At 47.5% G+C, this 24727-nt stretch carries 32 protein-coding genes and 2 pseudogenes; 21 read left to right on the top strand and 13 right to left on the bottom strand.

Going from position 1 to position 24727, the window contains the following annotated elements:
* Positions 1–8: 8 nt before the first annotated feature.
* The 3 genes from RS881_RS61650 to RS881_RS61640 are packed head-to-tail and all read right to left on the bottom strand — an operon-like array spanning position 9 to position 1185.
* Complete coding sequence (locus RS881_RS61650) at positions 9–344, bottom strand: di-heme oxidoredictase family protein (RefSeq protein WP_425476357.1); 336 nt, start codon at positions 342–344, stop codon at positions 9–11.
* Positions 341–571 carry a hypothetical protein gene (locus RS881_RS61645; RefSeq protein ID WP_425476356.1) on the bottom strand — a complete coding sequence of 77 codons (231 nt, stop codon included), beginning with the start codon at positions 569–571 and terminating at the stop codon, positions 341–343. The genes RS881_RS61650 and RS881_RS61645 overlap by 4 nt, the downstream gene beginning before the upstream one ends.
* On the bottom strand, positions 568–1185 hold the full coding sequence (locus RS881_RS61640) for a di-heme oxidoredictase family protein (protein ID WP_425476383.1): 618 nt from the start codon (positions 1183–1185) through the stop codon (positions 568–570). The genes RS881_RS61645 and RS881_RS61640 overlap by 4 nt, the downstream gene beginning before the upstream one ends.
* 401 nt (positions 1186–1586) lie before the next feature.
* Here RS881_RS61640 and RS881_RS18270 point away from each other — a divergent pair, with 401 nt between their 5' ends.
* Entirely contained in the window at positions 1587–1943 is a 357-nt protein-coding gene (locus tag RS881_RS18270; RefSeq protein WP_315822381.1) for a hypothetical protein, read from the top strand.
* A 7-nt stretch (positions 1944–1950) separates the two neighbouring features.
* Positions 1951–2088, top strand: a complete 138-nt coding sequence (locus RS881_RS18265; RefSeq protein WP_315822380.1) for a hypothetical protein — start codon at positions 1951–1953, stop codon at positions 2086–2088.
* A gap of 95 nt (positions 2089–2183) precedes the next feature.
* Here the strand turns inward: RS881_RS18265 and RS881_RS18260 are convergent, their stop codons facing one another.
* Together RS881_RS18260 and RS881_RS18255 are read right to left on the bottom strand one after the other, a co-directional pair.
* The gene (locus RS881_RS18260; protein WP_315822379.1) at positions 2184–2330 is read right to left on the bottom strand and encodes a hypothetical protein; all 147 of its coding nucleotides are present in this window, start codon (positions 2328–2330) and stop codon (positions 2184–2186) included.
* 31 nt (positions 2331–2361) lie between these two features.
* Complete coding sequence (locus RS881_RS18255) at positions 2362–2592, bottom strand: winged helix-turn-helix transcriptional regulator (RefSeq protein WP_315822378.1); 231 nt, start codon at positions 2590–2592, stop codon at positions 2362–2364.
* 86 nt (positions 2593–2678) lie between these two features.
* Between RS881_RS18255 and fabF the strand changes: the two genes are divergently transcribed.
* On the top strand, positions 2679–3917 hold the full coding sequence (gene fabF, locus RS881_RS18250; protein WP_315822377.1) for a beta-ketoacyl-ACP synthase II: 1239 nt from the start codon (positions 2679–2681) through the stop codon (positions 3915–3917).
* 33 nt (positions 3918–3950) lie between these two features.
* Here fabF and RS881_RS18245 read toward each other — a convergent pair whose 3' ends face one another.
* From RS881_RS18245 to RS881_RS18235, 3 genes are all read right to left on the bottom strand, one after another.
* Positions 3951–4790, bottom strand: coding sequence for a CvfB family protein (locus RS881_RS18245; protein ID WP_315822376.1), 840 nt, complete (start codon positions 4788–4790; stop codon positions 3951–3953).
* A 165-nt stretch (positions 4791–4955) separates the two neighbouring features.
* Positions 4956–5441 carry a Gfo/Idh/MocA family protein gene (locus tag RS881_RS18240; protein ID WP_315824532.1) on the bottom strand — a complete coding sequence of 162 codons (486 nt, stop codon included), beginning with the start codon at positions 5439–5441 and terminating at the stop codon, positions 4956–4958.
* 148 nt (positions 5442–5589) lie between these two features.
* Complete coding sequence (locus tag RS881_RS18235) at positions 5590–5949, bottom strand: Gfo/Idh/MocA family protein (RefSeq protein WP_315822375.1); 360 nt, start codon at positions 5947–5949, stop codon at positions 5590–5592.
* A gap of 108 nt (positions 5950–6057) precedes the next feature.
* On the opposite strand from RS881_RS18235, the gene RS881_RS18230 reads away from it, so the two are divergent.
* From RS881_RS18230 to RS881_RS18220, 3 genes and pseudogenes are all read left to right on the top strand, one after another.
* Positions 6058–6309: an SDR family oxidoreductase gene (locus RS881_RS18230; protein ID WP_315822374.1), complete on the top strand. Its 252-nt coding sequence runs from the start codon at positions 6058–6060 to the stop codon at positions 6307–6309.
* Positions 6310–6329: 20 nt separating this feature from the next.
* The gene (locus RS881_RS18225; RefSeq protein WP_315822373.1) at positions 6330–6791 is read left to right on the top strand and encodes an SDR family NAD(P)-dependent oxidoreductase; all 462 of its coding nucleotides are present in this window, start codon (positions 6330–6332) and stop codon (positions 6789–6791) included.
* A 272-nt stretch (positions 6792–7063) separates the two neighbouring features.
* Positions 7064–7509 (top strand): annotated as a pseudogene (locus RS881_RS18220) (DUF6934 family protein).
* A 278-nt stretch (positions 7510–7787) separates the two neighbouring features.
* Here RS881_RS18220 and RS881_RS18215 read toward each other — a convergent pair.
* Entirely contained in the window at positions 7788–8480 is a 693-nt protein-coding gene (locus tag RS881_RS18215) for an ArsR/SmtB family transcription factor (protein ID WP_315822371.1), read from the bottom strand.
* 69 nt (positions 8481–8549) lie between these two features.
* Between RS881_RS18215 and RS881_RS18210 the strand changes: the two genes are divergently transcribed.
* The 10 genes from RS881_RS18210 (at position 8550) to RS881_RS18165 (ending at position 15865) form a co-directional block, all read left to right on the top strand.
* Complete coding sequence (locus RS881_RS18210) at positions 8550–9707, top strand: cytochrome P450 (protein ID WP_315822370.1); 1158 nt, start codon at positions 8550–8552, stop codon at positions 9705–9707.
* 242 nt (positions 9708–9949) lie between these two features.
* The gene (locus RS881_RS18205) at positions 9950–10411 is read left to right on the top strand and encodes an NUDIX hydrolase (protein WP_315822369.1); all 462 of its coding nucleotides are present in this window, start codon (positions 9950–9952) and stop codon (positions 10409–10411) included.
* Between the two features lie 27 nt (positions 10412–10438).
* Positions 10439–11656, top strand: a complete 1218-nt coding sequence (locus RS881_RS18200) for an XdhC family protein (protein ID WP_315822368.1) — start codon at positions 10439–10441, stop codon at positions 11654–11656.
* Entirely contained in the window at positions 11653–12243 is a 591-nt protein-coding gene (locus tag RS881_RS18195) for a nucleotidyltransferase family protein (RefSeq protein WP_315822367.1), read from the top strand. Before RS881_RS18200 ends, RS881_RS18195 begins: the two co-directional genes overlap by 4 nt.
* A gap of 200 nt (positions 12244–12443) precedes the next feature.
* Entirely contained in the window at positions 12444–12857 is a 414-nt protein-coding gene (locus RS881_RS18190; protein WP_315822366.1) for an SMP-30/gluconolactonase/LRE family protein, read from the top strand.
* Positions 12854–13375, top strand: coding sequence for an SMP-30/gluconolactonase/LRE family protein (locus RS881_RS18185; protein ID WP_315822365.1), 522 nt, complete (start codon positions 12854–12856; stop codon positions 13373–13375). The genes RS881_RS18190 and RS881_RS18185 overlap by 4 nt, the downstream gene beginning before the upstream one ends.
* A gap of 91 nt (positions 13376–13466) precedes the next feature.
* Positions 13467–14189 carry an alpha-L-fucosidase gene (locus RS881_RS18180; protein ID WP_315822364.1) on the top strand — a complete coding sequence of 241 codons (723 nt, stop codon included), beginning with the start codon at positions 13467–13469 and terminating at the stop codon, positions 14187–14189.
* Positions 14135–14923, top strand: coding sequence for a discoidin domain-containing protein (locus RS881_RS18175; RefSeq protein ID WP_315822363.1), 789 nt, complete (start codon positions 14135–14137; stop codon positions 14921–14923). Before RS881_RS18180 ends, RS881_RS18175 begins: the two co-directional genes overlap by 55 nt.
* A 94-nt stretch (positions 14924–15017) precedes the next feature.
* On the top strand, positions 15018–15731 hold the full coding sequence (locus RS881_RS18170; RefSeq protein WP_315822362.1) for a ThuA domain-containing protein: 714 nt from the start codon (positions 15018–15020) through the stop codon (positions 15729–15731).
* Positions 15719–15865, top strand: coding sequence for a hypothetical protein (locus tag RS881_RS18165; RefSeq protein WP_315822361.1), 147 nt, complete (start codon positions 15719–15721; stop codon positions 15863–15865). Before RS881_RS18170 ends, RS881_RS18165 begins: the two co-directional genes overlap by 13 nt.
* Before the next feature lie 280 nt (positions 15866–16145).
* Here the strand turns inward: RS881_RS18165 and RS881_RS18160 are convergent, their stop codons facing one another.
* Positions 16146–16994, bottom strand: coding sequence for a polysaccharide lyase (locus RS881_RS18160; protein ID WP_315822360.1), 849 nt, complete (start codon positions 16992–16994; stop codon positions 16146–16148).
* Between the two features lie 325 nt (positions 16995–17319).
* Here RS881_RS18160 and RS881_RS18155 point away from each other — a divergent pair, with 325 nt between their 5' ends.
* The 5 genes from RS881_RS18155 to RS881_RS18135 all read left to right on the top strand — a co-directional run bounded on the left by RS881_RS18155 (position 17320) and on the right by RS881_RS18135 (position 19598).
* Complete coding sequence (locus RS881_RS18155; RefSeq protein WP_315822359.1) at positions 17320–17928, top strand: amino acid kinase family protein; 609 nt, start codon at positions 17320–17322, stop codon at positions 17926–17928.
* Positions 17925–18350 carry a PUA domain-containing protein gene (locus RS881_RS18150; RefSeq protein WP_315822358.1) on the top strand — a complete coding sequence of 142 codons (426 nt, stop codon included), beginning with the start codon at positions 17925–17927 and terminating at the stop codon, positions 18348–18350. Before RS881_RS18155 ends, RS881_RS18150 begins: the two co-directional genes overlap by 4 nt.
* 10 nt (positions 18351–18360) lie before the next feature.
* On the top strand, positions 18361–18561 hold the full coding sequence (locus RS881_RS18145) for a hypothetical protein (RefSeq protein ID WP_315822357.1): 201 nt from the start codon (positions 18361–18363) through the stop codon (positions 18559–18561).
* Positions 18562–18681: 120 nt separating this feature from the next.
* Positions 18682–18942, top strand: a complete 261-nt coding sequence (locus tag RS881_RS18140; protein ID WP_315822356.1) for a hypothetical protein — start codon at positions 18682–18684, stop codon at positions 18940–18942.
* A complete protein-coding gene (locus tag RS881_RS18135; protein WP_315822355.1) occupies positions 18939–19598 on the top strand; it encodes a glutamate-5-semialdehyde dehydrogenase in 660 nt (219 codons plus the stop codon). The genes RS881_RS18140 and RS881_RS18135 overlap by 4 nt, the downstream gene beginning before the upstream one ends.
* A 2-nt stretch (positions 19599–19600) precedes the next feature.
* On the opposite strand, the gene RS881_RS18130 is transcribed toward RS881_RS18135, so the two are convergent.
* The 3 genes and pseudogenes from RS881_RS18130 to RS881_RS18120 all read right to left on the bottom strand — a co-directional run bounded on the left by RS881_RS18130 (position 19601) and on the right by RS881_RS18120 (position 24705).
* The gene (locus RS881_RS18130) at positions 19601–20131 is read right to left on the bottom strand and encodes a DUF7737 domain-containing protein (RefSeq protein ID WP_315825059.1); all 531 of its coding nucleotides are present in this window, start codon (positions 20129–20131) and stop codon (positions 19601–19603) included.
* A pseudogene (locus RS881_RS62285) lies at positions 20059–24289 on the bottom strand (DUF5724 domain-containing protein); the annotation flags it as partial. The pseudogene RS881_RS62285 and the gene RS881_RS18130, both read right to left, overlap by 73 nt.
* Before the next feature lie 32 nt (positions 24290–24321).
* A complete protein-coding gene (locus RS881_RS18120; protein ID WP_315822354.1) occupies positions 24322–24705 on the bottom strand; it encodes a hypothetical protein in 384 nt (127 codons plus the stop codon).
* Between the last annotated feature and the right edge of the window lie 22 nt (positions 24706–24727).

Genomic DNA, 24727 nt, shown 5'->3' with positions numbered 1-24727 from the left:
AGATAATGTTATAAGGATTCAAGAAATTGGATCAGCTTGCGCTTGTCTTCTGCACTTAATTGTTTGTAGCCATTACTACTGGGTAACCCTTCACCACCATGCAGGCCAATGGCTGCTTCAATACTGGTAGCCCGCCCATCGTGCAATAAAAAGTACTGGCCACCTTGTGATTTTTTAGAGAGCCCCAGTCCCCATAAAGGAGGAGTGCGCCATTCGGGCGTAGTAGCCGTTCCTTCGGTATACCCATCATCAAGGCCCGGCCCCATGTCATGTAAAAGGAGGTCAGTATAAGGAAAGAAGGTTTTATGCGCCAGGGCTTCAATGGGAGAAGCGCCCGTTTTCATTTCGGGCAGGTGGCATTTGCCGCAACCGATCTGCGTAAAGATCTTTTACCGGCCACCACTGCGGCATCGTCTGGTGTACGTTGCACCGGGGCTTTCAATGTTTTAAGATAGGCCACCACATCGATCACTGTTTGATTGGTTACCTCCGGATCCACTTCCAGGTTACTATACGTATCGTAAGGATCATAGGTAGAGGCAATACCCATATCCTGGTTATAGGCATTCACCGTTTGGTGCAGCAGGTCATAAGCTGCTGCTTTTTTCCAAAACGGCCAATGTATTTGCCTTGCCGCGTAGCCGCCTGTGGCCGTTCGTACAGGTAAGCCGGGATGGCGATCCAGTTGGGCTTACCCGAAATACCATCACCATCCAGGTCCAGGGGATCGGCATGGGCCAATAGATCGTCATCACTTACAGCATCCAGAAAGCCCAGTCCTGTATTGGCAGGTGGGGTGAATTTGGAGAAGGTGGCGCCTGGTGGTATTTGCTCAGGCTGGTAATTGCCAATGGCCCGGTGTTGCAATTGGGGACCTCCCGCATGCAGGAATTTGTTGCCCGTACTATCCGTTTGTCCAAAACGGGTAAGGGTAGAAAAGGGATGGCCCTTGCCATCACCGGCATGACAGGTGCCGCAGGAAGTAGCTACAAATAGCGGCCCCAGCCCTTTATCGGGTGTAAAGATGTCGTCATTAAAAGCTACATCGCCCCGGATAAATTGTAAGGATTGTTCGCCTGTCAATCCTTCTACCGGACCATCCAGGATATCCTCCTCAGCAGGGCCTTTGGGCAATAGTTTCTCGCAGGCAAGAAACAAGGCAATGGTGGTTACCAGGCACCCCATCACAATCCCTTTTTTTAGTTATGGCTCGAAACATTTTTAGTCTTGTCTAAATTTATATTTATACAAGACTAATCCTTTTTAGGATATAAGCAAAATATTACCAGGCAATTGCAGGGGAACATGCCTTCCTAAAAAGACATGTTGTTGCATAAATAGCCTGGTGGCCAACTGGATGGCCGTGGGGTAAGCCTGGTTGAATAGCGTTCCGGTAGCAGCCTGCTCCATTCAGGGTGCATAGAAGAGGCATGGTTGAAGCCTGGTTGGTTCAGTTAGAATGGTAAGATATTCCGTATACATTCCGTATACATCACGTAGATATTACCTATATAACACGTACTTATAAAGGACGTAATATCTAGGTATTATCTAGCTAATGTGATCGTGATCAATACGTAATACCTATGCTCTTACCTCACATCTTCAATAGGCATGGGACGGATGGACCATGGCTGGTCCGGTCTACTGCCGACTTCCCGTCTTCCCGTCTTCCCGTCTTCCCGTCTTCCCGTCTTCCCGTCTTCCCGTCTTCCCGTCTTCCCGACTTCCCGACTTCCCGTCAGGCGGCGCCCACTACGCCCGGCAGCATTTCCTTTAAAAAACTTAATCAAGCGGTTAAAGAGATCTATCAACATAGAGATAAATACATCGGCATTCTACAGAAGGCTGTGCAGGGTATTGAAGGATATATGATTGCCAATACCGCCACCGGTGGGGGCTATTACTGGCGATCATCTGGTATTATTTGGCAAGAGGCCTAATAAGGTTGTGCGTGCTGGTAAAAAAGCAGGAAAAGTGGCCCTGGCGGGCGGACTGGTGGGCTCGGCGCTCAGTGAGGATTTTCAGGAAGGGGGAATGGGAAACTGTACAGGATATGGGCAGGCATGGGATGAATGTCCCGGGTAAGTGTATTTTGTTTTTTTACAGCAGTGGCCATAACCTATAATTTTGAGGAGGTACAACCACTACTATATTACAAATTTTGTGTCAAATGATTGGGCTTATTTCAAATGCTGTTCCCGCAGGCGTTGTTTTACCTGCCTGATACCCCGGGTATAGTTTTTCCGGGCTTCGCCCAGGATAATATCGCGGTGGGGATTGAGTTTATCGGCATATTGATCGGCCCACATGCCAATGGCGATGACCACGGGCAGCAGGTCGATGCCCTTTTGGGTTAAGCTATAAATAAGTTTCTGCTTGTGCTCTTTGCTTTTTTTTCTTTACAATGATCTTTTGCTTTTCGAGCATGGCCAGCCTATCGGCCAATATATTGGTCGAAATAGCTTCGGTCGATTCCAGGAACTCGCCATAATAGCGTTTTCCAAAGAACATGAGGTCCCTTATTATTAAGAGTGTCCATTTATCACCAAAGACCTCCAGCCCGAAATTTAAAGGACAGTCTGACCGCATAAATATCCTGTTAAAGTACCATGCAAAAATACAGGAGTTATTTTGTACTTTTGCCATTCACTTGTAAAATACAAGTGGTTTAATTTATGAAAAGAGTAGTTATAACCGGCCTGGGAGCCCTGACTCCTTTGGGCAATGATGTAGCCACCTTTGGCAAAAATTTATTTGATGGACAGAGCGGCGCAGGCCCTATTACGCATTTTGACGCCACCCTCTTTAAAACAAAATTCGCCTGCGAGATCAAAGGTTTTAATGCTGCCGATTTCCTGGATAAGGCCGATATCCGTAAAACGGACGCTTTTACGCAATATGCGCTGGTGGCGGCCGACCAGGCAGTTAAAGATTCGGGCCTGGATTTCAGTAAGATGGACCCTTTTGCTACGGGTGTTATCTGGGGCTCGGGCAATGGGGGCATGCAAACTTTTGAAGAACAGGTAAAAGAATATGCCACGGGCAATTTTGTACCGCGTTTCAGCCCCTATTTCTGTCCCAAGATCATCGTCAATATCGCCGCAGGACTTATTTCCATGAAGTATGGCCTGATGGGCATCAACTATGCCACTGTATCGGCTTGTGCCACTTCCAATACCGCCATCATGGATGCATTTAACTATATCCGCTGGGGTAAGGCCAAAGTAATGATCACCGGTGGCTCGGAAGCGCCTGTTACCGAAGCCTCCATTGGAGGGTTCAGTTCCATGAAGGCCCTTTCTGCCCGCAATGACGATCCTGCCGGAGCCTCCCGCCCCTTTGATGTAAACCGCGATGGTTTTGTAATGGGTGAAGGCGCTGGCGCCCTGGTGCTGGAAGAATATGAACACGCCAAACAAAGAGGCGCCACGATCTATGCTGAACTGGCAGGCGCCGCTATGACGGCCGACGCTTATCACATGACGGCTACGCATCCCGAAGGCCTGGGCGCATATATGGCTATGAAGTTTGCCCTGGAAGATGCTGAACTAAACACTGCCGATGTAGACTACCTGAATGCGCATGCTACCTCTACGCCAGTGGGCGACCTAAGCGAAGTGACGGCCATTGCCCGTTTATTTACCGAGAAAGACAACCTGTCGGTAAGTGCTACCAAATCCATGACGGGGCATTTACTGGGCGGTGCAGGCGCTATAGAAGCCATTGCAGCCATTTTAAGTATCAGGAACTCCCTGGTGCCTCCTACCATCAACCTCGCCAATCCTGATCCTGCCATACCCGGCTGGATGCATATTGTAAGTGGCAAAACCATCGAAAAGAAGGTGGATGTAGCCATGAGTAATACCTTTGGCTTTGGTGGGCACAATGGTATTGTGGTATTCAAGAAAATATAAAAGGAACTATTATACGGTAGCAGGGGGAGCGAACTATTCGCCTTCCCCTGTTGCTTTAATACCAGTGGTGGTAAAAACAATCTTCTTTTGTTTGTACAGGCCGCCGGTGGTCATTTTAAAGGTCTTTTTGCTCATACCAAAAAAGCTATAGATCTCATCGGGCGATGATTTGTCGTTATACGGCAGGTACCCATTGTTTTCCTCCAGGAGGCGCATTACCCTGGCAGCCTCATCTTCCACCCGCTGGTAGCCGGGTTTACCAATCACCACATCGATCTTATTATCGGGAGATATAGACTTGATATATCCTTTGAAGGCATAACCTTCGGAAATATGGCGGTAAATTTCATTGAAATGGAGTACCCCGGTATGCTGGTTATTAATGATCATGACATAGCCAATATCGGTACGGCGATATACGATAAGATCTACCATGTCCATTTCCTTTACCGTCAGCACTTCATTGCTCAGGAATGGCTCCAGTTTTTCGGTGGCAGCTACCCGGCCTGTTTGGTCATCGATGTAAATTTTCACCAGGTACCGGCCACCGGGCCGCATACCCATCAACTGTTTTGATTTGGGAACAAATATATCTTTCATCAGGCCCCAGTCCAGGAAAGCCCCCTGTGGCGTAACGGATACCACTTCCAACATCACGATCTCCCCTACCGTACCCAATGGTTTTTGGGTGGTAGCAATGAGCCGCTGCTCCGAATCGTGGTAAACAAATACGGTGAGCTCATCACCTTCTTTGGCGCCACGTGGCACAAAACGTTTGGGCAACAGGATGCCATCGCCCCCATCTTCCAGGTACAACCCAAAATCCACTGTTCTGATTACCTTCAATGTATTGTACGCTCCAACCTTGATCATATTGTATATCAGTTACTATTTAATTAACACCCAGTTATATCCCTTAGAGTCCGAAAGACCGGAAGTCCGAAAGACCGAAAGAAAAACTTTCAGTATCCTTCGATTAGTGTAGGGGACATTGTTCAGGCGGACATTTGTTCTCGAAATAATGGGTAAAGGTAATCCTTATTCGTCAGCAGCATACTTAATACCCGCTGCTTTACGGATGGCATCCAGGGTATCCATTAAAGCCAGGGTATCGGCAAAGCACATGATGGGGCTTTCAGTAAGTCCTTTTTGCAGGCACGCTGTTACGTGCCGGGCCTCGTATTGATAGCCAAAACCTTCTTCTTTAGTAACTTCAATGACCTCCCTGGTATCCAGGCGGCCGGGATACCATTCGAGGCGGGCGGCGGTATCAAAAAAGCGGGTGGTAAGGCGCAGGCGTCCTTCGGTACCACAGATATCAGCCTCCGTAGCCAGGTCGGTGGCAAAAGTGGAGAATAATTGGGCTATGGCGCCATTATTATATTTGAACAACACAGCACACTGCTCATCCACGCCCGTAGCGGCAGGTGTCATAGTAGCCTCTATACTATCGGGCTTGCCCAAAATGCTCATGGCCAGAAAGGCATTGTAAATACCGATGTCCATGATGGAGCCACCCCTAATAGCGGATCGTATAACCGTGGAGATACAGGGGGCAGGGGCCTAAAGCCAAAGTTGACCAACACACTCTTCACCGTTCCCAATTTTCCCTGGCTGAGCAGCTCTTGTACTTTGGTATACTGGGGCAGGAACTTAGACCAGAGGGCTTCCATTAAAAGACCTGCTTCTCTTGTGCCAGTTGGATCATGGCTTTGGCCTGGCGGGTATTCAGTGCAAATGGTTTTTCACACAGTACGGCTTTCCCATGTTGCAGGCATAGTAGTACATGTTCATAGTGCATGCTGTGTGGCGTAGCAATATAAATAACATCCACGGCCGGATTGGCCACCAATGCCTCGTAGCTATGGTGTATATATTCTACCGGGAAAACTGTAGCAAAAGCAGTTGCTTTTTCCTGGCTTCTGGAAGCTATGGCCACCAGTTTTGCCTCTTTTACCAGTTGAAGATCGGCAGCAAATTTTTTGGCAATATGCCCGCAACCTAAGATACCCCAGCGAATCATGTGAGCCATACAATTGTTTTGAATAAGGCCTAAAAATAGGAAAGAAGACAGGAATATCAGGGCACCAAATTTCCAGGAGGTGTAGGCGCATTGGACGGGAATATTATCTTTGCGCCCATGCACACCATAGCCGGCAAGAATATTTTAGTACTGGGCGCCAATTCGGATGTAGCCAAAGAAGCCATTAAACTGTACGTAGCGCAAGGACATACGGTGATAGCGGCTTCGCGCAGCACACAGGAGTTGCAGCAATTTGTAGCCACGCAAATAGCCCATCCGGGAAAAGTGGTGGTACAGCATTTTGATGCGGTGGCATTTGATACCCACCAGGCTTTTATGACGGCCTGCCTGGCAAACCGCATATTGTAGTATATGTCGCCGGCTTCCAGGTGACCAATGAGGAAGCGCTGGTCAACTTTACAGGCACCTACCAGATGATGAAAGTGCATTATTGTGGCGCTGTTTCCATCCTCAATATCATTGCCATGGATACCTCGAATGATGGTCTGGAAAGGATTATTGGTCTTAGCTCCTTATCGGGTGTGCGTGGCCGGAAAAGTAATTTTGTATATGGCAGTACCAAGGCCGCCTTCACCACCTACCTGGCCGGATTGCGCCAATACCTCCTACCCCGTCAAGTAATGGTCAATGCCATTGTAGCCGGTTATATCCGCAGTAAAATGACGGCTCACCTTACCTTACCTGAATCACTACTGCTGGAACCTTCTTTTATTGCACAAACGATCGTACAGCCGCCCAATCGCTTTACCATTGTGCCTGGTTTCAAATGGAAGATCATATACAATATCCTGCGCCTGCTGCCGGAAGGATTGGTGGCCAAGCTGCCGTGAGGGAAATTGGCCCCGCAAGCATGCGGGATGAATTGGCAATGGGTTGTTTCGTGAAAGAGTGAATGGTGATCTGTTTTTAACTTCATATATTAATAGGTATCATGTACACACCCTTTAATTACTGTTATACAGTTCGATTCTAAAAAATTATAGGATACTGACATCCATATCCAACCGCTTATCGTTTATTACTCCGTAAACAGCATTTAACTGGCTCTGACGATCATAACTAGCATGGCATTGAACCCATCTAACTATCGTGAAATTCAGCTATGAGAAAACCAGTTTACCCGTATCGTAAATGCGACGAAAACACCTATGAATTCGTCAGTATAGGAAAGAAAAACATTGTTAAGAATGTCGAATTTACGCCAACAGCTATTGAAGGTATTATTAACCTTGGGTTCGGCGACCTATTGGACGATGGAAGTCTCAATGACCAGGTTAATTCAAACAACGGAGATATTGCCATGGTAATATCTACAATCATAAACATTATCACAGCCTATACTTTGGTTAATCCTACGGTCAAAATCTTTTTCAAGGGAGCACAGAGGATAGAACAAGATTTTATGGAAGAGTTATAAAGACCTACTACCAGGAATTTACAAGCAATTTTGTGATTACCGGCCTGAGATTAGACACTATGACTGAAGAACTCTTCAACACTGACCAACCTTATATATATAAAGTTTATTTTATTCAAAGAATTGCTTAACTTTACACTATGTTATCAAAAAAGGAAAAATCAGCTATACCAAAGGTAACTACCTATTTTTTGATGAAAATGGAGTGGTGCTTGGTAAAACCGTTTCAGACGGGCCTACAAAATTTCAGAAAAGCTGGCCAGCGCCAATGAAATACTGAAAAAGCAACTTTGCTTCCTCCCTATAATAAAAAGTAAAGCAGTCTTCCAATTCAAGGAAGTTCCCGATAAAAGAAGAGGGTTTAGCCGGCTTGAAATCCAGCTAAACCCTCTTCTTTTAAATACGCTTGTTAGCAGTTTTTGATATGGATACCCAATTGAGCCACTGCCTTTTCACCTTTGGCAGTGAGGATCACCGTTCGTTCATGGGCTTTTCTGCGCAACCAGTTAAGCGCCAGCATTTGATCCAGCAAAGCGGCGCCCAGTGCACCGGCCAGGTGGTGCTTCCTTTCTGTCCAATCGAGACAGGGGCGTGCAAACAAACGCTTTTGCTGCTTCAGATCAGCGATATCAATACCCAGTTCCTCAAACCAGGTAGTTCCCTTAGTAGTAACCTCGTATTCATCCTCCCGGAGGTGGATGATTTTTTGCTGAACCAATCCCTGTGTGAGGTTGACGGCTACTTTACCAGCCAGGTGATCATAACAGGTACGGGCATATTGAATATCGCCATTCTTAAAAGACTTGCTGGGGTGTACCTGTTCCTTACCCGGTATTAGCTGTGAAATGGCCTCCAGGGCTGTGGCTACTTCCGATTTGGCAAACCGGTAATACCGGTGCTTGCCCTGCTTCTCCATTTTTAAGAGATCGGCTTCCATGAGTTTAGTCAGGTGGTTGCTGGCTGATTGAGGTGAGATACCGGCCATCAGTGCCAGTTCGCCGGCAGTATACGCCCTGCCATCCAACATACTCCACAACATGGTAGCGCGGGCTGGTTCCCCTATCAGGGTTGCCATTGCAGCAAACTGTTGATCAAATTCCATATTTCATTGTTGAATGAAGTGTAGTGATATAAAGGTAGGTATTATTGCTGCCGTAAAACAAATATACCCATGACTCAACCGGTATTATTCCGGCATTCGGACATGCACGATCCGTACAAGCATTATATGCACATGCTGGAACAGGAAAATCTATTTTATGATGCGGATAATAAGCTCTGGGCCGCCTATAGTTATCAGTGTTGTTCCTTGCTATTGAACCATCCTGCTGCATGGATACCAACTCCTGCTGTTCCGGCTGCGGGCGTTTTAAATGATGCAGCCAACCTGTTATTGGAACACCTGGTAAGGCTTAGCAATCCACCGGCTCATACAACGATCAGCAGCATTACTATGCAGGTATACCAATGCTTGCAGCCCGTTCCTGTTGATCCTTTATTGAAAAGATTGCTGGCAGCAGGTGCTATTTCCGGACAGGTAGATTGGGTAAATGGCATTGCCAAACAATTGCCTGTATTGCATTTACTACAAGGCTTTGGTTTTACTGATGATGATAGCAAAATTGTTTTGCAATACATCGCGCAGCTTGTACAAATCATGTTGCCGGTAAAAAATGAACAGCAGGTAAAACAGGTCAATGAAGCGGTGGATAAATTGTATGGTATTGCAGAACAATATATTCTCCATCATAAGGCGCTTGCTGCCATCATTGGTAAGAACGGTCCTATTCCGGCCCACGAATGCCTGCTGCTTGTTACGGTGAATTTACTGGGCCTGTTGATCCAAAGTTATGAGGCAGGCAGGGGGCTTTTGAGTAATGTTTTGCTGCAAGCTTTGTCATTTCCAGGCCAGGAAAAATGGCGGAATAATCAAATAACATGGGAAGCATTCGTAACAGAAACGCTGCGATACAATCCACCCAACCATCAAACACGCAGGATACTACAAGAAGACCTGTTATTGAACAACCGGCTGCTACCCCAGGGAGCGATGGTGGTGTTGGTATTGGCATCGGCCAACAGAGACCCTGCACGGTTTAGTGATCCTCATTTATTTGATCCCTGCAGGCCGGGCAATGCAGATCACTTAAGTTTTGGACGGGGCGCTCATGCCTGTATTGCACGGTATAGCCTTTTGCCCCTGGTAGCTGAAGTCATGAAAAGCCTGTTCACTGAATATCCGCAAGTGCGCTTATCAACTGGCTCAATCAGTTACGAACCGCTTATTCATGCGCGCCTGCCCGCTGCTATGTTCTTGTCTTTATACTAAGAATCAACTTATCCTACCAGGTATAGCCATAAAAACCATCCGGCAATAGCGGGATGGTTTTTCCTGACCCCTTGGTCAGCAGATATTTTGATGGATCTTACTCCGGTTAGGCGAAACCAACCTGGAGTGCCCATGAATGATCTGTTGATTTCATGAATACCTCCTTTTCTTTGGTGAATCCTAAAGTTAGGGAAAAATGATCATGCGTTATGTTGGCAATAATAATTTTAACTTTAAGGCAGATGAGTAAACAAAGCGCAGGCATCCTGTTGTATAGGAAGGCCCACAATCATATAGAAGTGCTGCTGGTATATCCGGGCGGCCCCTATTTTACGGGCAAAGATGCCGGCAACTGGACGATTCCCAAAGGGGAATTTACGGAAGAGGAAGCGCCTTTACAGGCGGCCATACGGGAAATGGAAGAAGAAACGGGCTTCACGCCGGAAGGTACCTTCGTGGCGTTGAACCCCATCAAACAAAAGAGCGGTAAAATTGTTCACTGCTGGGCGGTGGAAAGTGACCTGGATGTAACAACCATTGTCAGCAATACTTTTGAACTGGAATGGCCTCCCAAATCGGGGCGTAAGAAAACCTACCGCGAGATAGACAAAGCCGCCTGGTTTACCATTACAACAGCGAAAGAAAAGATCAATGAACGGCAAATACCGCTGCTGGAAGAGTTGGAGCAAATAGTACACAGTTAGGCGGGTTTTAGTAACTTACCGCTGGTTATGAAAGAGATCGAAGACATCATAGGCGCTTATCAAAAAGCCACTGTCGCCGGTAAGCAAACCGCCCTGGCTACTGTAGTACATGTAGAAGGATCATCCTACCGAAGACCGGGGGCCAGGATGCTGGTAACAGCGGATGGCGAATTGACAGGCGCCATCAGTGGCGGATGCTTGGAAGGTGATGCACTCCGGAAAGCATTACTGGCCATATCGCAGCAAAAGAATAAGCTGGTGACTTATGACACGACGGATGAAGATGATCTGCAATTTGGCGTACAACTGGGCTGTAGTGGCATTGTACACATCCTGTTTGAACCTATTGACGCTTCACTTCCTCTCCACCCCATTAGTTTATTGGAAAAAGCCATGGCTACGGGAAAAGAGACAGTGATCGTAACCCTGTTTTCCCTGCGTGCTTATGATGGTATACAACCTGGCACCTGCCTGCTGCATACGGAAGCAGCTACCTATAGCCGGATAACAGATACCGCATTGGAGAATGACATTCACCGGGGTATACAAGAAGCCTTGCACAGCGACACCTCCCTGCTCCGTGAATATACGCCCGGACCTGTTCCCATTACAGCCCTGATAGAATGGTTACAACCTCCACCCTCGCTGGTGGTGGCAGGTGCAGGCAATGATGCCATTCCGCTGGTTAAGATGGCCCATATCGCAGGCTGGCATATTACGGTAGCTGATGGAAGACCCAGCCAGGCCAACCGGCGCCGGTTTCCGGAAGCCAGGCATATCATTGCCGACAAACCACCGGCAGTAATAGCACAGTTGAAGACCAATCCGCAAACAGCCTTTGTACTGATGACGCACAATTACAATTATGACAAAGAAATGCTGCAACTATTGCTGCAGCGGTCCTGTAGTTATATTGGGGTATTGGGGCCAGGAAGGAAACTGGAACGCATGTTACAAGAAATAACAGCAGCAACCGGCCAGCCCATAGAGGCAGCTACAAAAAGCCATCTATATGGCCCTACGGGCCTGGACATTGGGGCAGAAACTGCCGAAGAGATCGCCCTATCGGTAATGGCAGAGATCAAGATGGTGCTGGCGGGAAAGAAAGGACAATCGCTGCGTGATAAGAAAGGATCGATACATGAGCATGAACACGTGATTATACGGGATGAAACGCCCAGGCCCAGCAACACAGCGGTAAGCTGCACCATTACCGATCAACTCAATAATCCTACGGAGATATGAATACAGCCGTATTGGTATTGGTTGCCGGCGCTTCTTCAAGAATGGGGCAGCCCAAAATGTTCCTGCCCTATAAGGGCAGCACTTTATTGGACCACCTGCTTGAGGCAGCAACTGCGGTGAGTGATCCGGCTTTTGTAGTAACGGGCGAACACCATGCTGCCATTGCTTCGGCCCTTCAAGGCGCTCCCATACACCTGATCCACCATCCTCAATGGCAGGAAGGTATGGGCTCTTCCATTGCTGCAGGGGTAACGGGCATACTGCAAGCCGGTTATACACCCAACGAGATCATCCTTACAGTTTGTGACCAACCTTTTGTAAATGGGGATCTGCTGCACCACCTGGTTATTACCAAATACGGATCGGGCAAGGACCTGGTAGCCTGTGCTTACAACAACACGATTGGAACCCCTGCCTTGTTTGACAAGAAATACTTCAAGGCGCTGATGGCGCTACAGGGACAACCGGGTGCAAAAAAGCTCCTGCAACAATCGCCTTCCGAAGTGGCTACGGTGGACTTTCCATTGGGAAGCATTGATATTGATACGCCTGAAGATTATGAACAATTAGTTAATTTGAGAATTTGAGAATTTGAAAATGCCTTTGAGGAACCAAGGGATCGTTTGGGATAAACTATTGGATAATTTGAAAATTGGATAATTTGAAAATGCTTTTGAGGAACCAGGAGGTAGTTGGGCTTGGAGTATGCTTTTGTGTAAACGATTGAGAAGTAAAATTTGAAGAATTAACCAGGCTTGCTTAGCATTGTATACTCAATAACGCCAATATGATCACCAGCCGGTCCTTTTTACCCCTTGTTGTAACGGTTCTCTCTGCAGGACTGCTTTCCTGTAGCTCAACCGGGAAAGCTACTTCCACTACCGGAGCAGATACTTTATCACCTGTATATGAAAATGCACAGCCCCAGCTGATCGCCCGGCAGTTTAAATTTACAGAAGGTCCGGCTGCGGATGCAGCTGGCAATATCTATTTCACCGATCAGCCCAATGATAAGATATGGAAATATGATACGGAAGGTAAACTCACGCAGTTCCTCGATAAAACCGGCAGGGCGAATGGTCTTTATTTCGACAGGAATGGCAACCTGATCGCCTGCGCCGATGATGTCAACGAACTGTTATCGTTCACACCCGACGGCAAGGTGACGATCCTGATGGACAATTACCTGGGTAAAAAATGAATGGTCCGAATGACCTGTGGATCGACAAGAAGAATGGTATTTACTTCACCGATCCCTATTATCAACGGGATTACTGGACCAGGAAGCAACCCGAACTGGACAAACAACAAGTGTATTACCTGGCGCCAGGCAGCAAAGCACCGGTGATGGTAGCCGACAGTTTTAACCGCCCCAATGGCATTGTAGGCAGCAAGGATGGGAAAACGCTGTATGTAGCAGATATCGGCGCGGGTAAGATCTATCGCTACAGCATTAATAAAAACACCACTTTAAGCAACCGGACGCTTTTTGCCAACCAAACGGCCGATGGTATTACACTGGATAATGAGGGAAACCTGTACGCGGCCGGCAATGGCATCACGGTGTATAATCGCAAAGGAGCAAAGATTACCCATATTGATATCCCTGAAAAATGGACCGCCAATCTTTGTTTTGGCGGTAAGAACAGGGACCAGCTATTTATCACCGCTTCTACAGCCGTATATGTTTTACGAATGCGCGTAAAAGGAATAGAATAAATACTGCCCGATTGGATTAGGGTACTGGGCTCTACAAACGACATACCTGTATTCACCGTAATTATATCATTCATTAATACCTGTATAACCGATGCGTGCTTTATTCAACTACCGTTCCCTGCTCCTCTCCTGTTTATTACCTGCAGGATTGCTGGCCCAAAAGAACCAACAGGCGCCTGCTCCTGTATTGCCGGTACCCACTGCGCAGCAGCTGGTATGGCATGAAATGGAAATGAATGCCTTTGTACATTTTACGACCAATACTTTTACGGACCTGGAATGGGGGTATGGGGATGAGCAACCCGGCATTTTCAATCCTACGCAGACCAATGCGGGTCAATGGGCCAGGACACTGAAAGAAACAGGTTTTAAAACGCTGATCTTAACCTGCAAGCACCATGACGGCTTTTGCCTTTGGCCCAGCAAATACACGGAACATTCTATTAAACACAGTCCCTATAAGAATGGGAAAGGAGATATTGTGCGGGAGGCCAGCGATGCTGCCAAAAAGTATGGGCTGCAATTCGGGGTCTACTTATCGCCCTGGGACAGGAACCGGGCCGATTATGGCCAGGCTTCTTATCTTACTTATTACCGCAATCAATTAAAAGAATTGTTTACCAACTATGGACCGGTTTTCGAGATGTGGTTTGACGGAGCCAATGGAGGTGATGGTTATTATGGCGGGGCCAAAGAAAAAGAAGGATCAATGGGGCTACGTATTATGACTGGCCCACCACTTTGCAATTGGTGCGCGGTATGGCGCCCAATGTTATCTTCTTCAGCGATGCTGGTCCTGGTGTGCGGTGGGTAGGCAATGAACGGGGTGTGGCCGGCGAAACGAACTGGAACACTATTTCTACGGACACCTTATTTGCCGGTAAAGCGAATATAGAAAACCTACTCAATACCGGGTCGCCTGATGGACAACAATGGGTACCTGCAGAAGTGGATGTATCCATCAGGCCAGGCTGGTTTTACCATGCCAAAGAAGACAGCCTGGTTAAAACACCTGAAAAGTTATTTGACATCTACCTCACCTCCGTAGGGCGTGGATCAACGCTGTTATTGAATGTGCCGCCCGACCGCCGGGGTTTGTTTCATGAAAACGATGTGAAGGCATTGTATGGATTTGCGGCGCTGCTGAAGAAGGAATTTGGGAAGAACCTGGCTTTCAAAGCAGCAGTACAGGCTGATAGTTACCGTGGCAACCAGGCGGACTTTGCAGCCAGCAACCTGACCGATGGCAAAAAAGAAACTTACTGGACTACAGATGATGATAAAACGACGGGGAGCTTTGAAGTAACACTTCCAGCCAGCTCGCCTGTAAAATATATTGTACTGCAGGAATATATTCAACTGGGTCAACGGGTAAAATCCTATACAATCGAAGCCTGGCAGAACGGCGCCTGGAAAAAAATAGCCGACGGCACCACCATTGGGCATAAGCGCATTGTTAAGATCGCCCCGACCACTACCAATAAGATCAGGGTACATATTACCGGTTCCAAAGCCTGCCCTGTTATTTCAAACCTGGAAGTATTCTAAATGGTTAACCTATCTATCCGCCGGGGGCAAAACGTTTAAAGTAATATCTCCCCTGGCGGATTTAAAAAAGCATTAATTTGGAGCAAACCTGCTATTGATTAATGTATACCAACTTAGTACGAAGCATTGCCTGCTGCCTCTTCTGCCTGGGCCTGTCAAGCGCCCTGCTTGCACAGAACAAACAGCCCCTTTTAAAGTCATCGGATTTTATACAGCCAAAAGTGATCAGGCGCATATCAGTTATGTGCATGAGGCCAATAAATGGCTGGCCAGGGTGGCTACCGAAAATAATTTTGTTTACGACTCCACCAATGACTGGAACAAGTTGAACACTTCCTTGCTGGCGCAATACCAGGTAGTGCTGTTCCTGGATACCCGGCCCGATTCGGCAGCACAGCGTACCGCCTTTCAGCAATACATGGAAAAAGGAGGCGGCTGGATCGGTTTTCATTTTGCCGGCTTTGCCCTCACGCCTTCTGCTTATCCGCAAAACTGGGATTGGTACCATGACCAATTTTTAGGGGCAGGACAATACAAGGGGAATACCTGGCGGCCCACATCGGCGGTATTAAGGGTAGAAGGTGGTAAACATCCCATTACGCAACACCTGCCAGCTACTTTTAGATCGGCGCCCAATGAATGGTATAGCTGGGAAAAGGACCTGCGCAAGAACCCCGCAATAAAAATACTCTTGTCGATCGACTCCACCAGCTTTCCCTGGGTACAGGCCCCAAGCAACATGAAATATGGCATAGTGGTTATTACCCGGTGGCCTGGACCAATACGCATTACCGGATGCTGTATGTAAACATGGGGCACAATGACATTGATTATGAGCACAAGACCAATAAGGAGTTGTCGCTCACTTTCTCCAATACCACGCAACAGCGGTTTATACTCGATGCCCTGATGTATTTGGGCAAGCATAAAACAAGGAAGTAATAAGATATGGTGTTGAAACAAAGACAGGGTCAGGTGGTACTTGTTGACCGGCAGTCTTGTCGAAGGCGGGCCACCCTGCCGCGCTGCTTTGCCGGGCTGCAGGGTGACTCACCTTTGGTCTAAAGGAGCCTGTCGAAACCTGCTTAACTGCCTTCCCTGCCTTCGACAGACCCTGGCTGACAGGTATCAAACAAAACCCCGGAATGGCCTTTGCAGGTTGTTCCGGGGTTTGTGTTGTATGGGCTTGTTCCAGCTTGCGGCAGTTAGTTATTCTATCCTTTTAGCTGATCTTATGCACGTACAGGTTGTCATAATAAACATATCCTACGGTAGAAGACATCCAATAATCCTGGCTGCCTCCACGGAAGGTATGGAAAGTAACATTTTTGATCAGGCGCTGTGCATCGTTGGTAGTCCAGCGGATGGGAATATCCAGCAGGGTATTACCATCGATAAGTATCTGCGCCCGGCCATTGGTACTGCTGCCTGTATTGCTTTGGATGTACATGTGCACCCGGTAGGTTTGTCCTTTGACCAGGCTACCTGAGGAGGGATAGGATTTCCCGAAGTTATCACCGTATTGACCTACCTGGTCACGATGATAAACATAGGGATGGAAATACACGCGGCCATTGTTGTTGTACCACATGAGGCGCAGGGTACCGCCATTGCCATCCCAGGCAGGATCGCCGCCTGTGTTTCCTTCGCCAATGGCAAAACCGAAACCACATTTACCACCCCTGCTCCAATCGAACTGGCTGTGGAAACGGATATCAAAATCGAGTTCATAAGCCGATCCGTCAGAGACATCAATATTGCTTACAATACCACCCGCGCCGGAAAGGGCATTGGGCTCCAGGGTAGTACGCAGGGTACCATTGGAGATCATGGAGCGGCCCTGGTTCCAACCGCTGATATTACCAAAATCGGCATTGGCCTGGGCGGTGGTATACTGGCTGCCATGGGTATAGCTGTCCCAGTTTTCTGAAAAAGTACTGTTAATGGCATTCAATGTTACATCTTCCGGCGTCGCGCCTTTGTGCAGCTCTTCTATATCAGCCGGTTGGTCAATGGGCGACTTTTGACAGGATAAGGTAGCTATGCACAGGAAAAGCAGGCAGATAGCCACATAATGGTGAGATTGGTTTTGATTTGCATTTTTCTTCATTTAATTGGATAGACAATATAATAGGAACAAGACCATACGCATTATTGGTGGGCTTGACCACGCCCGGGCAGGCGTTTTAGCAGCAAATCACTTGGGAGAACATGAAACCATGGGCGCTTAGCGGAAAAAAAGAGGCGCCTGTATTGAAGATAATACATTGTTTTAATCAAAAGATAATCCCGGTTGGCAATTTACTAAGCTGTATATACCTGCAGGACCAATAAAGCAGGGGTCGTTAGCTGGTTATTTATTATTTTTACAGCCATTACTCTATAAAAGAAGTAGAATGTCGGGGAAAGTATTAGTTGTTAAGCTGGGAACAGCGGTGATCAGTAACCAGGAAGGGAATATTGATACACATATCATTAAAAAGGTAGCGGATGAGATTGCGGTATTGAGCCGCCAATACCGGTTGGTATTGGTATCGAGTGGCGCGGTGGGCAGTGGCAAAAAGTTCCTGCAGGATTATAAAGGCAGTTTATCGGAACGCAAGGCGGCCGCGGCCGTAGGCAATCCGATCCTGATACAATTGTATGCGCAGTATTTCAAACCACATGGTATTACGGTGGCCCAGGCGCTTTGTGAGCGGGTGCATTTCTCTAACCGGAAGCAGTTCCTGCAGTTAAAAGAAACCTTTACCACTTTTTGGCAAAACGGCATTGTACCGGTGGTGAATGAAAACGACCTGGTGAGTAATGTGGAGATCAAATTCTCTGACAATGATGAACTGGCTACGCTGATCGCCATTGGTTTTGATGCTTCGGCCCTGGTACTGTGTACGTCGGCCGGTGGTTTGCTGGACGACCAAAAGCAGGTTATACCACGTATAGAAAAAGTGGCTTCGGTGATGAAGTATGTGAGTACAGAAAAAGTGGACTGGGCCTGGGAGGCATGATCTCCAAACTTACTTTTACACGGTTGGCCACTTCACTGGGTATCCAGGTAGTGATATGCGGCCTGAAAGGCGATCATCCGCTTACAGCAGCCTTAGCAGGGCGCAATGGTTCTTACTTTGAACCACAGGCATCGACCCTGGGCGCCCGCCAGAAATGGCTGGCCAGCGGCTCGGTAACGCTGGGTACTATTTATGTAGATAAAGGAGCAGCCAAAGCATTGTTGTCCAGGAAGAGTTTACTCATGGTGGGCATTACACATACTACCGGCAAATTTGCAGCGGGTGAGGTAGTGCAAATCATTGATGAGGAAGGAAGTATTTTGGGAGTGGCCAAAACCAGGGCAGATGCCAAAGCCATCAATACTCAATTAACCGTGAAGAATGTGATCGCCGCCCATGCGGATGATATTGTGCTGTTTTAACATCAACACCATGAAAGCAGTATTACCCTTATTGATAAAAACACACCGGGCAGCCACCAGCCTGCAAGGGCTTAGCAATAAAAAATTGCAGCAATTGCTGCAGGCGCTGGGTGATGAATTGGTGGCGAGCACCAAAGCACTGCTCAAAGCAAATGCCCAGGACCTGGCTAAACAAGCGGCGGATAATCCCGCAATGACCGGCTGCTCTTAACAGCAGATCGCATTAAAAGCATTGCCAACAGCATTAAAAAAGTAGCCAAACTACCTGACCCAACGGGCAAGGTATTGGAGAAAAACGCTACCGAATGGATTACAGTTACAAAAAATAAGCGTGCCCCTGGGGGTAGTAGGCGCCATCTATGAATCGAGGCCCAATGTAACTTTTGATATTGCCGCGCTTTGCCTGCGCAGCCGCAATGCCTGTGTATTGAAAGGCAGTAGTGAAGCAGCACATACCAATGAAGCAGCAGTAAAGCTGATCAAGAAGGTGTTGAAAGCACAAGGCATCCATCCCGATGTAGTAACGCTGTTGCCCGCCGCACGGGAAGTAGTAGACCAGCTTTTACTGCCACCAAATACATTGATGTATTGATACCCCGGGGCTCGGATAGCCTGATACAATATGTACGCAAGAACAGCCTGGTGCCGGTAATAGAAACAGGGGCAGGTGTGGTACATGTATATGTGGAAGGAAAAGCCAACCTGCAAAAAGCAGTGAATATTGTGGTAAATGCCAAAACATCACGCCCCTCGGTATGTAATGCTGCAGACACGATATTGGTAGATAAAAAAGTAGCCAGGCCCTTCCTGAAAGTACTGGCTCCCTTATTCAAAGCACAGGAGGTGGAAATATTTGCAGATACCACTGCACATGGATTACTGAAGGGATATCCTCATTTACAAAAAGCCAGGCCGGTTGATTTTGGCCGGGAATTCTTAAGTCAAAAATGCGCCATTAAAATAGTAGCAGGTTTAGATGAGGCATTGGCCCATATCGCCACCTACTCCACCAAACATTCGGAAGCCATTGTATCGGAAGATAAAAAAGCCTGCGAACGTTTTATCCTGGAAGTAGATGCGGCTGCGGTGTATACCAATGCATCGACGCGCTTTACCGATGGAGAAGAATTTGGCCTGGGCGCCGAAATAGGCATCTCTACGCAAAAGCTGCACGCGCGCGGTCCCTTTGCCCTGGAAAAGCTGGTGACAGAGAAATGGGTGATACGCGGTAATGGGCAGATACGGTAACGTTATCCATTCAATTGTTGTAATATCGTGGGATCCTGTATTTGGTGATCCCTTGCCAGGAGCAGCACTTTGGCCATCACCTCTGCTGATTTTGGATCCTCATCTACAAAGGGCAGGAATAAGCGGCCCCGATGCTGGGAATGAACCGGCAGGATTGATAAATAACCTGCCGCCATTTTATGGGCTATTGCGCTACCGAGGTGAACGCTGTATTGGCCCATGGTACCCACTATTTTTGCATGACTTCCTATGATCTCTACGTTGCTGATCTTAAACAACCGCAAAGTCTCGCGCAAGAGCGCTGCACGCATTTCTATGGATGAATGGCTGGCCTCGGCATCTACTGCTCCTGCATGGGCCACACTGACCACAAGATCAAGATCGCGCATCACTTCACTGAATATGATAGCTGGAATATCAGTAAAGGCAATATTTTTGAAGGTTTTCAGATCATGAAACACTACTGTTTCGAGGGTAGGGTTCTCAATTTCTGCCGGTGAAAACCAATCGGCCATCGCAAATATTTTGGCCACGAAGCCTTTCTTATGAAATACTTTTGCAGGCCTTCTTCATAGCTTACCTTCCAGTTCCTTGCCTTCAATAAGGCCGCAGTTTGTTTGGGCTGCACCTGGTGGCCGGCATAGCGCCGGGAAACAGACTTTTCACTCAGTTCATCAGCCGTAGGCAGGTACAACTCGCGGAATACCTGTTTAAATGGTTGTTGCAGGGATTGGTCAAATATATACCGCTGGTAACTAACCCAGGCACCCAATCTGTGTAGATCACTGCAATGGGCAATACGCAACAATGCCGTTGCAGGTACGGAAAAGGCTTCTCCATCGGCTGTTACCAAATGCCCGTCGCGGAAAAAGCCATGGGCTTCTATTGCACTTTCTGGATTAACTGCTACCAATACCAGCTTTTGCAGGTGTTTGATAATGACGGGATGTTCAAAAGGTTGACTATTTCGGAGAATAAGAATTCGTCGCCCCGAACCATGGCTTCCTCCAGCGCCTTACGGGAACGTTTCCATTGTTCCCGCAAGGTTTTCCTGAACTCCATCAGTTCTACTACTTTCTTATCCTTTTTATATTTAGCCGGGATGGCTTTCAGTGCTTTATCGTCTTTATAAGCTATCACATCGGCCTCCCCTTCTTCATCAATAGAGAGTCCGATCATTATATCGTCGTATTGTACGCGGGTTTCTTTGGCCAGGATCTGCTGCACCTGTTTTGACTCCATGGCCCAGGTAAGACGTTGAGGATCGGGATAGCCGGCATTGCGGGCCAGGTTTTCCATGGCCACCCGGATGGCCGATGCTTCACTGGATTGTTTGAGGCTGCCAAACTCCCTGCTTTCTTTCCTGAACTGCTGCAAGTATTCATATCTTGCCAATACATCTTTTGCCGGGTTGGATTTAAGCAATGGCACCAGGCCATAGATACGCAGGTAATCCTGATCGCGTTTGCTTTTAATCTTTTCTGTAACCTCTTTCAGGCTGAGGATGCCCAGTAGCACATCTGCATATATCCTGGCCCTGCGGTGGCCATTCCCATCACTGATGTATTTGGCAGCATCGTATACAACGGCCCATCTTTCTTTTCCTATTTCTTTATAGGCTTTCAGGAACCATTCTTTATCGACAGCCCCATCTTTGAAGTCCTGCAGATCGACGGATGAATACCGGGCTATTTCGGTTTCCGACTCGCCGGTCTCCTCTTTGTAAACATCTGTTTTTGTATGGGCATGCATCCACCAGATGGCAAATTCAATCCTTTCCAGCCAAGGTAACTGCTTACCATTTTTTTCCATTGAGGGGCGTATACGGCTGTTTCAATAAGGCGGACGTCGTTGACCTTTATGTTGTTCATGGCCTCATCAAACATTTGCTGTGTATCTGCCGGGGCCGGATGACAGGATTTGAGCAGTGCGCTGAATGATTCCTGTTTATTCTTTTCTTTGCTTCCGTAGGAATAGATATAACCCTTGTACAAAGTGGTTTTACCCATGCCGGCCAAAATTTCGGCCAGGCGGTTTATGCCAAAAATAGTCTGCAGTCCGGATGTAAATTCCGTGACCGGGGTGGTGGAATCGCCCCTTTTCAATTCAATATCCAACAAATGCTCCCTTACCTTTTCAAACATGGGTGGCAGAAAAGGGAAAGCGACATCATAGCTGTAATCTTTTTTATGGCGTTGTGTTTTTGACAACACCTGCATATTATCGGTGGTCAACAAGCCGCGGTACATTTCGTCTTCGCTAATGATACCGGCCTGGTATGCTTTACAGAAGATCAACAAGGGACCGTTATTGCCTTTCGCCGCTTCCAGCAATCCGGAGAATTGCCGCCAGTGGTACAGATCCCAACAACTTTGTACGAGGCTGTCTTCGAGACCCTCGAGGTGGAGTGCCTGCAGGAAAACATTGAGCATGTGGATGGATTGCCATCCACGGTTGTCGCTTGTATTATAAGGATTGGGATCCCGGTATTGCAAAAGGGAACTGTCCATGGATGCAAATAATCTTGTTGCAGCACCTAAACAAAATTCATTCTTTTGCTCAAAGGGGTATATACAATTAAGCGCTTTAGCAATACCGAATATGGGGTTCCAATAGCCCGGTTTGGCGGTACTATTGGGCAGTAGGTTATCCAATTCCGGTATTTGCTTTGCCAGGAGTTGTATGACAGCCTCCTCCATTCCATAACCACTGTTGGCCGACAGGGAAATGATGAACAGGTCAGCGGGCTGAAAGTTCCATTTCAGGTACCATTCTTCCCATATCCCAGACAGTGGATAGGTCTCGTATTCTTCACGGCCCGTAGCGCCTTCCTGCAGGATTCGTGTTTGTCTAAACTGATTGCCCAGTAAGATCTTTTGTTTCGTGTTATCCCAATTTTCTACCTCATATTCATGGTCCTGGTATTGGGCTACGAGGTCGTTGAGGTCTGTAAGGGCTTCTACCAACCGGTTCAACGGCATGGAGAAGGCATAATCATGCCGGGCGTAGCATTGTTCATAAAAGCTATCGGGATCAATGCGGGGTATTTTCACTTTGGCTAAACCGGCGGGATTGAAAATACCAAAACCATTGGCAGCAGAAACATCGGCGAAGCTTTCGCCGGTGGTTAGTTGGGCCAGTAATATCTCTTCTTTCTGCGAAATGTTCTTTCTTTCTCTAAAGTCGGTGAGCCAGGTAGCAGCGGCGGCAGGCAATTGATCTGCCTTGTGCAGCTGTAACAGGATGTCGAGACCGGCGAGCCGCTGTTCGCCATCTCCCTGGCGCAATACTGTTTCCAAAATGGGCAGTAAGTGCTCTGCCGGTTGTTTTACCAACAGGGAAATGACGAGGTTGCGGAACCCTGCCGCTTTGCGTTTTAGCAAATCGGGGAACAGGCCCATCTCCTCTTTGGTAAAGACGGTATTGTATAGAGCCTTATACGCGATATCATATTCACTTCTGTCGCCAATAATGGAAAAGGCATATTTGCGTTGAAGGGGTGTTAGATCTGTATTATTATTATCCGCCACCTTATACGTGTATTCGGTGTGTTTGGGCAGGATGATGCGGCTTAATTGACGCCTAGTAGCTGCATCCATATCGCTTAAATAAGACAATACGGTGTGCAGTTTATCTTCCGCTGATTCCACGAGGTGCAACATAGCTTTTAGGATATTCATTTTATCAAAGCCGATGGTAACCCAGGGAAACAGGTAATGCTCAAAACGCTTTTCCTTTACGGTGATGCGCTTATAAAGGGCTTCGAGCTTGTGGAATAATTCGGGATACCAGTTGTTGTAATAAGCAGCATTCCCTGCGGGTTGCACAACCAAATGAATACAATTGATGGCATAGGAAAGGGGCTGTAATTCTTTATCGTCCAACGCCTGGTAATACAAAGGCATTTCAATCTTGTAGTGGCCTGTTTGGCTGGCAAAGAGCAGGGCGAGGGTACGCTTTTCGGCATTACCGTTTTGGTATAGTTGCTGCAAATAAGGGATGGTCTGCTCCACATCATATATGCCCTGTGCCCAGAGGGCCATGTACACCTCTGCATTGTTCTCGCTTTGTATGGCTGCGGGAATGCGGCCGGGATCTTCGAGGTAGTGGTGTGCTTTTTCGAGGAAGCCCCTGACAGTGTTTTCCCGCTCACTCTCCCAGCCCAGTCCGGCCCACACATCGACTGCCCTAACTACGGAAGAAAATCTGGCAAGGTTATGATCTATTATTACTTTGATAATGTATTTCAAGCCACCGATGCTGGTTTCATCGAGTGCTTCGAGTATGGTTTGCCGCAAGCCTTCTTGTCTTTGGGCAGCCAGCAGTAATTTCTCTACCAATAACCAGGCTTCCTGTTTTTCGCTGGCGAGGAGGGCTTTGATGATGCTGCGGGTGGCTTTCCCAATTTCGCATTTATTGAAAATAATATCTTCCAACTGTTGCAGCACGGGCTGGTGACCGGCATCAATGGCGGCCGCCCATAAGCGAAATAGACTGGCATTGGCATCACCCAATGTGTGGGCATACTTTATTTGTTCTGTAAGGGACAGGTCATAATACTGAAATACGGGGGTGTAGGAGGCATCATATCCGAATGTATAGGACTGGCGAATGACCTCTATGATGAAATCTATCTGATTGCGAAAATATAGTTCTTTATCGTTGGGAGACCGGAATGAACGGCGAGTCATTCCCTGCTGGTACATCTGGTACCTGATCTGTTTCAGGCATGGTTTACACAGGGGGCTTTTTCTGTTCCAAACCAATATTCCAACAGGACATAGTTTTCGGGATTGTCCCACTGTTCATAGCCCAGCAGTTCTTCTATCCGGTTGTACCGATCACTTTTGTAAGTAATCTTATCCATATAGTACCATTGCGGCTCCCCTAAATTAGCCTCGGGGATGATAAACAGCATTCCCAGTTCGGCACTATGCCTGGTAAGCAGTTGACCGGGCTGCCTGGCCCCTACTGCCGCTTTCACTGTAGGCTTCAGATTGGTTTGTTCTTTGGCATCGAGTATTTGCCGGAAATAAGTGGTGCTGGTAAGGATCCTATTCGGCATTAATTTCTGTTCCAATGCGGGGAGGGGCGACTGTAGCTTCATGATGCAGGGGTGTTTTGATGGG

Source organism: Paraflavitalea speifideaquila (genome assembly GCF_032395985.1).
Lineage (GTDB): Bacteria > Bacteroidota > Bacteroidia > Chitinophagales > Chitinophagaceae > Paraflavitalea > Paraflavitalea speifideaquila.
Note: the sequence above shows the minus strand (reverse complement) of the source record. Positions and strands in the feature narration are given on the sequence as shown.

Bases quoted from the DNA above. Each gene is read 5' to 3' on its own strand.
- RS881_RS18150 (WP_315822358.1), top strand. From the start codon at position 17,925: ATGATCTCCAAACTTACTTTTACACGGTTGGCCACTTCACTGGGTATC.
- RS881_RS18185 (WP_315822365.1), top strand. From the start codon at position 12,854: ATGAATGGTCCGAATGACCTGTGGATCGACAAGAAGAATGGTATTTAC.
- RS881_RS18120 (WP_315822354.1), bottom strand. From the start codon at position 24,705: ATGAAGCTACAGTCGCCCCTCCCCGCATTGGAACAGAAATTAATGCCG.
- RS881_RS18205 (WP_315822369.1), top strand. From the start codon at position 9,950: ATGAGTAAACAAAGCGCAGGCATCCTGTTGTATAGGAAGGCCCACAAT.
- RS881_RS18270 (WP_315822381.1), top strand. From the start codon at position 1,587: ATGCTCTTACCTCACATCTTCAATAGGCATGGGACGGATGGACCATGG.
- RS881_RS18180 (WP_315822364.1), top strand. From the start codon at position 13,467: ATGCGTGCTTTATTCAACTACCGTTCCCTGCTCCTCTCCTGTTTATTA.
- RS881_RS18155 (WP_315822359.1), top strand. From the start codon at position 17,320: ATGTCGGGGAAAGTATTAGTTGTTAAGCTGGGAACAGCGGTGATCAGT.
- RS881_RS18145 (WP_315822357.1), top strand. From the start codon at position 18,361: ATGAAAGCAGTATTACCCTTATTGATAAAAACACACCGGGCAGCCACC.
- RS881_RS18195 (WP_315822367.1), top strand. From the start codon at position 11,653: ATGAATACAGCCGTATTGGTATTGGTTGCCGGCGCTTCTTCAAGAATG.
- RS881_RS61650 (WP_425476357.1), bottom strand. From the start codon at position 344: ATGAAAACGGGCGCTTCTCCCATTGAAGCCCTGGCGCATAAAACCTTC.
- RS881_RS61640 (WP_425476383.1), bottom strand. From the start codon at position 1,185: ATGGGGTGCCTGGTAACCACCATTGCCTTGTTTCTTGCCTGCGAGAAA.
- fabF (WP_315822377.1), top strand. From the start codon at position 2,679: ATGAAAAGAGTAGTTATAACCGGCCTGGGAGCCCTGACTCCTTTGGGC.
- RS881_RS18245 (WP_315822376.1), bottom strand. From the start codon at position 4,790: ATGATCAAGGTTGGAGCGTACAATACATTGAAGGTAATCAGAACAGTG.
- RS881_RS18165 (WP_315822361.1), top strand. From the start codon at position 15,719: ATGCTGTATGTAAACATGGGGCACAATGACATTGATTATGAGCACAAG.
- RS881_RS18190 (WP_315822366.1), top strand. From the start codon at position 12,444: ATGATCACCAGCCGGTCCTTTTTACCCCTTGTTGTAACGGTTCTCTCT.
- RS881_RS18230 (WP_315822374.1), top strand. From the start codon at position 6,058: ATGCACACCATAGCCGGCAAGAATATTTTAGTACTGGGCGCCAATTCG.
- RS881_RS18235 (WP_315822375.1), bottom strand. From the start codon at position 5,949: ATGGCTCACATGATTCGCTGGGGTATCTTAGGTTGCGGGCATATTGCC.
- RS881_RS18255 (WP_315822378.1), bottom strand. From the start codon at position 2,592: ATGCGGTCAGACTGTCCTTTAAATTTCGGGCTGGAGGTCTTTGGTGAT.
- RS881_RS18200 (WP_315822368.1), top strand. From the start codon at position 10,439: ATGAAAGAGATCGAAGACATCATAGGCGCTTATCAAAAAGCCACTGTC.
- RS881_RS18210 (WP_315822370.1), top strand. From the start codon at position 8,550: ATGACTCAACCGGTATTATTCCGGCATTCGGACATGCACGATCCGTAC.
- RS881_RS18175 (WP_315822363.1), top strand. From the start codon at position 14,135: ATGGCGCCCAATGTTATCTTCTTCAGCGATGCTGGTCCTGGTGTGCGG.
- RS881_RS18215 (WP_315822371.1), bottom strand. From the start codon at position 8,480: ATGGAATTTGATCAACAGTTTGCTGCAATGGCAACCCTGATAGGGGAA.